The sequence below is a fragment of the Vibrio sp. OPT46 genome (assembly GCF_015163535.1).
Taxonomy (GTDB): Bacteria; Pseudomonadota; Gammaproteobacteria; order Enterobacterales; family Vibrionaceae; genus Vibrio; species Vibrio alginolyticus.
Map to the genome: position 1 here is coordinate 13,355 of NZ_JADDYG010000445.1, position 8,570 is coordinate 21,924.

At 45.6% G+C, this 8,570-nt stretch carries 6 protein-coding genes and 1 pseudogene; 1 reads left to right on the forward strand and 6 read right to left on the reverse strand.

Annotated features, from left to right (window positions below; all coding sequences use genetic code 11):
• Window positions 1–61: 61 nt before the first annotated feature.
• Entirely contained in the window at window positions 62–496 is a 435-nt protein-coding gene (gene trxC / locus IQR33_RS19335) for a thioredoxin TrxC (RefSeq protein WP_005387991.1), read from the reverse strand.
• A 162-nt stretch (window positions 497–658) separates the two neighbouring features.
• On the opposite strand from trxC, the gene IQR33_RS19340 reads away from it, so the two are divergent.
• Complete coding sequence (locus IQR33_RS19340; RefSeq protein ID WP_053349917.1) at window positions 659–1,753, forward strand: ketoacyl-ACP synthase III; 1,095 nt, start codon at window positions 659–661, stop codon at window positions 1,751–1,753.
• Window positions 1,754–1,839: 86 nt separating this feature from the next.
• Here the strand turns inward: IQR33_RS19340 and IQR33_RS19345 are convergent, their stop codons facing one another.
• The 5 genes and pseudogenes from IQR33_RS19345 to IQR33_RS19365 form a co-directional block, all read right to left on the reverse strand.
• A complete protein-coding gene (locus IQR33_RS19345) occupies window positions 1,840–3,165 on the reverse strand; it encodes a DUF1501 domain-containing protein (protein ID WP_104976075.1) in 1,326 nt (441 codons plus the stop codon).
• A 9-nt stretch (window positions 3,166–3,174) separates the two neighbouring features.
• On the reverse strand, window positions 3,175–4,743 hold the full coding sequence (locus tag IQR33_RS19350) for a DUF1800 domain-containing protein (RefSeq protein WP_104976076.1): 1,569 nt from the start codon (window positions 4,741–4,743) through the stop codon (window positions 3,175–3,177).
• 407 nt (window positions 4,744–5,150) lie between these two features.
• Window positions 5,151–6,413 carry a hydroxymethylglutaryl-CoA reductase gene (locus IQR33_RS19355; protein WP_104976077.1) on the reverse strand — a complete coding sequence of 421 codons (1,263 nt, stop codon included), beginning with the start codon at window positions 6,411–6,413 and terminating at the stop codon, window positions 5,151–5,153.
• A 354-nt stretch (window positions 6,414–6,767) separates the two neighbouring features.
• Entirely contained in the window at window positions 6,768–7,985 is a 1,218-nt protein-coding gene (manA, locus tag IQR33_RS19360; protein ID WP_193837700.1) for a mannose-6-phosphate isomerase, class I, read from the reverse strand.
• Between the two features lie 124 nt (window positions 7,986–8,109).
• A pseudogene (locus tag IQR33_RS19365) lies at window positions 8,110–8,570 on the reverse strand (MFS transporter family glucose-6-phosphate receptor UhpC); the annotation flags it as partial.

The window sequence follows — 8,570 nt, forward strand, 5'->3', positions numbered from 1 at the left end:
ACTAGATAGGTTGATAAGTTGCATAAAAACGCCAACCTACAAACAAGGTTGGCGTGGAAGATTATTTAGTAAGTGCTTGATTTAACCATTGATCGAATTGAGTTTTAGGTAACGCACCATTGATCATATCAACGCGTTGACCATTCTTGAAAACCATAATGGTAGGAATACTGCGAATACCAAATTGCGTCGCAAGTTGTTGTTGAGCTTCGGTATCAATCTTAACAAAACGAGCCGTTCCGGCTTGCTCATGAGCAACATCAGAGAAAACAGGAGCAAAGCCAACGCACGGGTTGCACCATGGGGCCCAAAAATCTACTACAACAGGCATATCACTTTGTAATAGAGCAGAAAAGTTATCTTGTGTACCTTCGATAGGCGAGCCGTCTAAAAGTGCACTTTTACATTTACCGCAAGTTGCAGATTCGGCAACGCGCTCATTAGGGACACGATTTAGACCGCCGCACGAAGGGCAGCGAGTTTTAAACGATGACATGACTTCTTCCTTTATTACGTATTGATGAAAACATGACTTACCAGTCAGCCTCATTATTTGTATACTTATTTTTTAACCTGCCGAAATAACGCAGCGCAGGTTTGTATTTGAGCCTAAGGTTCTAAGAAATTTTATTAAAATACAACAATAAATAGGTCTGCGATGACAAATTACTACGCTGAAATTACAGGTTGGGGGAAATGTGTTCCGCCAGCCGTGCTCTCTAACGATGATCTTAGCACTTTCCTCGATACTTCCGATGAGTGGATTCGTACCCGCACTGGTATCGAAAACCGCCGTATTAGTCATGTAAACACGTCAGACATGGCGACCGTTGCTGCTAAACATGCATTAGCTCGAGCAGGCGTCGATGCAACAGACGTGGATTTAATCATTGTGGCGACTTGTTCACCAGATTCATTGATTCCAAATATCGCGTCTAAGGTACAGCAGAACCTAGGTATTCGTGCAGCCGCTGCCTTTGACTTAAATGCCGCATGTACGGGATTTGTCTATGGCCTAGAAACGGGCACACGTTTGATTCAATCAGGTAACTATCGTAACGCGATCATTATTGGTGCGGAAAGATTGTCTTTCTACATCGATTGGGCAATGCGAGATACCGCTGTTCTATTTGGTGATGGTGCGGGCGCCGTTGTGTTATCAAGAACGGAAAAAGAAACGGGTTTACTACAGTCTCAAATCGGTTGTGACGCAAAAGGCCGCGATATTCTGTCCGTACCAAAGTTTGGTACTTGTATGGATCGCTTTGCGGAAGACAACGGTTACTGGGATTTCAACTTTGTAGGACAAGAAATTTTCAAACGTGCAGTAAAAGGCATGGGGCTAGCTGCGAAAACCGTACTGAAAGCATCACAGTTAACGACGGAACAAATCGATGTTGTGATTCCGCATCAAGCGAATATTCGTATTATTCAAACCTTGTGTGACCTGTCTGGAATTCCACACGACAAAGCGTTTGTTAACATTCAAAACTATGGCAATACTTCAGCTGCGACCGTGCCAATTGCATTGTGTGAAGCGGTAGAGCAAGGTCGAGTTAACCCAGGTGATAATATGCTTCTTGCTGCGTTTGGTGCAGGTTTGACATGGGGTGCGGCAGTATTGAAATGGGGTGACCGCGTAACGCCAGTTTCTGAAAGTGATGCGGTTCTGCCTGAATGTGAGCAATCCGCGTTAGAATTACTTGAGCGTGCCATTAAGCTGTGTAATGAACGCCGTCGCGACGAGGTGTAACGGACACTCTGCAAACATAAGATGAGTAAGGGAGCGCGAGGCTCCCTTATTTGATGATGCGTTCTACAGCTAACCTGTAAAATATCTTAAGCCATAAAACCCAGGTTTGAATGAGTAAAATTACGGATGTTCGGGAAGACGTATTCCAGTGCAGCGTTATCACTCACGCCCATCCACTGTGCTAGTGTTGAACCAACTTGATCAGCGGCAATTTTGGGTATGAGTCGGCCTTGAGAGTAATCATCGTTTCCGCCCAGTATTAGTTCCGGCCATGTACCGATAGGTTGTTTCCCATTTACCGCGCCTCCAATTAATAGTTGATGGCCACCCCAGCCATGATCAGTACCATTTCCGTTGCTCATCATCCGTCGACCGAAGTCAGACATAGTGAAAGAGGTGACTTGCTTGTTTAGCCCTAACCGTTCGACCGCACGATACATTGCCAAAAGGTTTGTCGCGAGATCCTCAAGTAACACTGGATGACGTGCCAGTTGCGAATCGTGTAGGTCATACCCAGAGTGTTTAACGAAAAAGACTTGTCGTTGCTGCTTCAGGACATCTTGGCTTGCTATCAATTTGTACACGGTTTGCATCTGCTTGCCGAGCGTCGATGACGTAAACAGCGGCTCGTCAGCAATGTGGTTGAGTTGCTCGCTCAGTACACTGCTCATTACCATCGACTCATCAACCATCAAATTAAAATGACCATTAAATGGATTGTCAGTTTGATGAGAGAGAAGGCGATCATAGATCCCCTTGTATAGCGGGTTATCAATCGCGGTAAGCTGAACTGCGCGATCTTTTTTCAGGACGGTTTGGCGGTGTTCCATTGCCCGTAACCAAAGCGAGTTGCCATGCACACTGTATAGCGGTGTTATTTCTGATTCAGAGTTTAATACATCCAACATTCTGCCAGCCCAACCAAGATTTTTAGACTCACTCATTCCACCAAGTAACCAAGCGTCTGTTTGAGAATTATGAGAAAACAGTTGCTCGGGAAGTGATGCTTCATCTTGCTCAATAGCTTGTTTGGTGACGGGGTGGTTGAGAATGCCACTATTGAGCACGATGCTGGCATCGCCTTGTTCGAAAACGGAAGTCAACGCATTTAACTTTGGGTGTAAGCCGAGCTTCACTGGGTGATTTGAGCTATCGACAGCACTCAAATTGATAGGGAGTATGTCTTCTTTGGCGACAGAGAGTGGCCCTCTGACTTTGGAATATTGACGATAGTGCGCCTCCGATAATGGCAGTATGGTGTTGAATGCATCGTTTCCGCCTGCTAAATACACACATATTAATGCTCGAAAGTCATTGGATGGCGCTGCGAGAGAGTAACCTGGCAGACTAAGAGAGGCTAGTGCGCCCATCGATAGCGTGCTTTGTATAAAATGTCGTCGTGAAATATCCATAATTCACTCCTAATCCTGAATATAGAATTCGTCGCCAGAAATGGCGGTAAATATCACTAGAGCGAGTTTTGTTGTTGGCACATAGTCACCACGATAATCATTCAGGGCGGTGAGCATGAGCTCTTTCAATTCAGCAGAAGCCGTTCCAGCAAAGAAACGCTCGTTAACCAATTCGACTAAGGCACGGTGATCGTCCAGAAGAAGATAAAACTCGTTAAGATCGAAGTGGTAGGAATCACCACCTCCTCTACGAGTGCTGGTTAACATATAGTTGACCAAATCGGTATAAACAGACCAATTGAGAAGTTCATACTCTGGAGAGTTAATACCAGACTCCGTAAACTCGTTAGACGGCTGATAGTCTGGAGAGTAAAAATTAAACACGGAAGGAGAACGAAGCGGCCCTTGATTAGCGATGTTCATCATCGTTGTTGCGTCTTCGTAACGTGATCCTTTAACCGTAAAACCTGATGCTCGATGAAAATTAGTCAGGACCAGTATCGGTTCTTTCACTTTTATAGGCGGGGTATCCGTCATCCCTAATGCTTCAGGGTCGAGCAATATGGCTCGAACAACGGCGGTTAGATCGCCTTTTTCTCCTTCCCCATTGTTGTTAAATATCGTAGCAACACGCGCGACGTACTCTGGGCTTGGATTTGAACTGACCAAACGTTGGATAAGTAACTTTGAAACAAATGGAGCAACATTTGGGTGAGACATCAACATATCAATCACTTTTGAAAGCTCTTCTTGTGCGGTTAGACCCGATGGGATCACGTTCCCTAGAAATCGCTTCTCGCCGGTGTCGTGTCTTTGACTGATAACTCGCATCGGTTTCACGAATGCGATGTCGGAATTTTTCCATCCAGTTAATGCTCGCGCGAGCTCTTGAATATCAGTTTGATTGTACGTGGGGATAGGTTTGCCTGTTGCGTGGTTTAGCTTTTTACTGCCATCTAAATTGAGTTCATACAAACCGATAGTGAATAACTGCATTAACTCTCGAGCAAAGTTCTCATCGGGAAGCGTTCCTGTCCCACTATTTTCTTTTGCACTACCGAGCATAGACAAATAGCTCCCCATGACTGGATGGATGGAAACGTCATACAACAGGTCTCGGTAGTTGCCAAACGCATGCTCAACCAACAGATCGTAGTAATTCACTAACCCTGTAGGTTTGCTGGAAAGAACGCCGCCATAACGAGAAACGACTACGATCTGACTCAATGCATAAGCCGTTCGCTGTCTGAGCTGATCTTCAGCAGTAACAACAATCTGATACCAAGCATTTTCTCGGTTTGACTGTAGGCCTTTAGAAAAAGGCGTTTGATAAAGTGGTTGATGGTAGGTTGCTGGCAGGTTGATTTGTTTCTGTATCCAGTCCCCTAACCCGTTTTCCCTAACCTCATTAATTAACGCAGGAGTTGGTCCAAAAGAGGTTTGATAGAGAAAACGCGCAACGGTTTGATCGGATGGGGATTGCTGTATTTGTGCTGATACATTAGACCCATGGCTCAGCAATAAGATAGCCAATCCTAGTACCCAAGCAGAGATTTTATTTAGCTTCTGACGTCTCATAGTTAACTCGCTTACCCGAAGTAACGATTTAAGTCCATTTAACGGGAGTTATTAAGCTCTTTTGAGCTGTTTAGTAAATTTATGAAAATCAAGCAGCTGCATAGGCGAGTATAGTAGCAATAAGTGGTGAACAAAAAACTCAAACGATGAATTTGGTACTATAGTGCTAGAATTTTTTGATGCTATTTTTTCTAAGATACTGATATTAAATATGGCCAATGAAGAGTGACAAGCAGAGGTATCGCAATGGATATAGAAGGGGGACAGCTAAAGTACTGTTAACAAGAGATTGGTATGTTTGTTAAGGCTTAAGTTAGTTTCAAGAAATTATTGAGCCAATAAATAAAGTCCATTGGTTTGCACAAGAGAAAACCACACGGATGTTCTCTTGTACAAAGCAACAAAGGTTATTTTCGGGCAAGCTTATGGTGAGCACGAGAAAAGTGATCGGCACAAAATGCGCCCACAATCGAGAGTTCGCCAGCCAGACAAAGCGAAGCTGCGACTTCGGCTAACGCTTTCGCATTGCCGTTGCCGTGCAAACCCAAAATATCCAAACATGCTTTTTGCGTTGGAAGGCCAGTACCACCGCCAACCGTTCCCACCATGATGTTTGGCAAGGTCACGCACGCGTACAAGTTGCCTTGAGCGTCCACATCCATACGAGTGATTCCAATGGCAGACTCTGCAACGCAAGCGGCATCTTGACCACAAGCAATGTAAAGCGCGGCAAGGGCATTTGCGTAATGCGCGTTGACGCCAATTGTCCCGCTGAGTAAACCACCCACCGTGGTCATTTTGCCAAATTGAACCATAGACTCCGGCGTCGTATGCAGATATTTTTCCACCAACTCAGCAGGAATGGTCACTTCGGCGGATACTTTCTTACCGCGTACCGAGCGCAGTGTGTGTGCGTTTGGTTTTTTGTCGCCTGATAAGTTGCCATCCAAGAATGCTTGAATTGGTTTGATTGGGCTGGTCGCCAAAATATGATGGAACACTTCGTTTGTTGCGATGGTCACCATGTTTTGTCCGGAAGCGTCACCAGTCACGTATTCAAAGACCAAATAAACGTGGTTTCCTTCGATATTTACATTGATGTCTTTGAGTTTGCCATGTGAGGTGGTGGATTCCGCAATTTGACGAAATACGTCAAACTGGGTCACAACCCAACTGACGAACTGGCCGGCGTCAGCAAGGTGATTAAAGGCGAATACTGGTGTTCGGCTCACCCCTTCACTTAGTAACAATGCGCTCGCGCCACCAGCGGCGGTGATAAGATTTGCGCCACGGTTGTAGGAAGCGACTAACGCAGCTTCTGTCGTTGCGAGCGGAACCAAAAAGTCATCGTTCGCATACAAACCGTTGACGCGCAAAGGGCCTGCGATGCCGACCGGCACATTGACAGTACCAATGAAGTGCTCGATGTTGTTGGAGTAAGCGTCGCAATGTGACTGTGTGAAAGGATCAAGAAGATGATCTTTATTGGTCACTTGTTCCAATACTTGCCAACGGCGCGCCAAATGCTTATCCGATAGGCCAGGGCTTAAGCAGAGACGTTTCTCTGGCTTGTGAAACTTCGGTTCTAATGCCGATTGAATCTTACTGCTGGTTTCGATATCGGAAAGGGCGGAGCTTTGAACAGGGTTATCTTGGTTTAACTTCGGCATACAAACGTTAACTGAAAAATCGAACCAGAGATTGTAGTGATTGAGGCTTTGATTACAACGTTGATTATACGTTTTGCAACAAATACCACTGTGCAAGCGCCTTTATTATCCAAGTGATTTGATATTGGAGCGGCGAATTTACTGGAAATAAATGGGTTTTGACAATGAATGTTGCAGTGAATAGAGGAATCTATGGTTCTTAGAGAACTTAGATGGTTTAGACCGCAGCGGCTTTGAGTCGATAAGGTGTAAGAATGAGTGTCTTAAAACCGGACAGGCTCAATCTATGAGAGGAATAAGCTGTCTAACCCAGTCCCTTGGGTCAGACGCTAGCTTGAATCCGTTATCCAGAAGTTAGTTAAAGGTGCGAGCCACACGTCCCGCACTTTGAATACGGTAATGGCCAACGTAAGCAGGAACAAATACCGATTGTCCTTTCGCGGCGGTTAACGTCTCACCGTTATCACTGATGAGTGTCAGGTCGGCATCAATCGCCATCAAAATCTCTGCGCTGTTAGCCTCAATCACTTCATTGTTCGGTTCGTTAAGAATGCTGAAACTAAAGTCTGCCACTGGAACGGGGTAAAGGCTTTGGCAACCATTGGCATTGGGTTCTAGAACAAGGCCGTTAAACGGCTTAGGCACAAAGTCTGTGCATTTAACCAGTTCTTCAACATCCATATGTTTCGGCGTGAGTCCTGCACGCAAAACGTTATCTGAGTTCGCCATGATCTCTAATCCCGTTCCTTTAATGTAAGCGTGTGGCGTTCTTGCGCTCAGGAACATCGCTTCGCCAGGTTGCAGCGTGATGACATTCAACAGTAATGGCGCAAACAAGCCGACATCGCCAGGGTATTGAGTGGATAGATCCAAGATGAGCTGGAAAACGTCGCTGTCAGTGCCTTGCTCCGATTGACGTGAAGCGTGGGCAAGAAGCTGTTTCAGTGCTCGCTCTTTTGTTTCTCCTTCCATGGTAAGAATGTGCACAAAGAAATCGCGTAAACCTTGTGAGTTGATTTCGCGTTTGAATGTGTCAAGAGGCGCGCGTAGCTCATCGATATCGCAAAGGCTAAATGCCTCAATAATCTCGGCATACGAGCGAAAACCGTTCATGGCTTGGTAACTTGTCAGCGCGTACACCAACTCAGGTTTGTGGTTTGGATCCTTGTAGTTACGATGGCTTGCGTTTAGTGGGATCCCGGCACTTTGTTCTTTTTCGAAGCCTATTTCGGCATCTTGTTTGCTTGGGTGAACTTGAATCGACAGTGCATGTTCGGCCGCTAAGATCTTAAACAGAAAGGGCAGGTCGCCAAATTTCGCTGCGGTTTCTGCTGATAAGTAAGCGGGTTGGTTTTGTTTGATCAGTTCAGACAAAGGCAGCGTGTTTTGCTCAATCTGAACTTCAGAGCAGCCGTTTGGGTGAGTACCCATCCATACTTCTGCTTGAGGCTCATTCGTTTCGTTAGAAAAGCCAAACAAATCGTGAATAGAAGAGGTGCTTCCCCAAGCGTAGTTTTGGATTTTGTTGTTCATTTGAAAGAAGCTATGCGATGAAATAGTGTTCAAATTCATGAATTTTTCCCATAGTTAACCCTCCGAACTGAATCGGAAGAAAAATTGAGCAGAGATACGTTAAATAAGGTGGGCGAGCGCGGTTAGGTCACTCGCCAATTTGCCCGAAGGGCGATAAGTCGATTTACAACCGAGGTTTTGGTTCGAGTGGTTTTCGTGATGGTTGCGCTTGCAAAAATGGCAGTAACAAAAGGCCAATGACGGCTGCACAAACTGAAATGGTGATGAAGAAACCCGTCCAATGATATTCTTCAAGAATTAACGCCAGTGGATAACCAGACAATGCTGCGCCCATGTAGGCGAACAAGCCCACGAATCCTGTTGCCGCGCCGGCAGAATCTTTGTGAGAGCACTCCGCCGCCGCCATACCGATCAGCATTTGTGGTCCAAAGACAAAGAAGCCGATGGAGAACAATCCCGCGGCTTGGAACGCAAAGTTGGTCAGGGGCATCAGCCAAAGCGCAGAGACAGATAAAAAAATCCCAATCGCGAACAGCAAGTTCATTGGTCCGCGGTTACCGCCAAAGAGTTTGTCTGAACCCCAACCCGCAACTAATGAACCAACAAAACCGCCGATTTCAAACA

Excerpts from the sequence above, each read along its gene's own strand:
- manA (WP_193837700.1), bottom strand. The coding sequence starts at position 7,985 with ATGAATTTGAACACTATTTCATCGCATAGCTTCTTTCAAATGAACAAC.
- IQR33_RS19340 (WP_053349917.1), top strand. The coding sequence starts at position 659 with ATGACAAATTACTACGCTGAAATTACAGGTTGGGGGAAATGTGTTCCG.
- IQR33_RS19355 (WP_104976077.1), bottom strand. The coding sequence starts at position 6,413 with ATGCCGAAGTTAAACCAAGATAACCCTGTTCAAAGCTCCGCCCTTTCC.
- IQR33_RS19345 (WP_104976075.1), bottom strand. The coding sequence starts at position 3,165 with ATGGATATTTCACGACGACATTTTATACAAAGCACGCTATCGATGGGC.
- IQR33_RS19350 (WP_104976076.1), bottom strand. The coding sequence starts at position 4,743 with ATGAGACGTCAGAAGCTAAATAAAATCTCTGCTTGGGTACTAGGATTG.
- trxC (WP_005387991.1), bottom strand. The coding sequence starts at position 496 with ATGTCATCGTTTAAAACTCGCTGCCCTTCGTGCGGCGGTCTAAATCGT.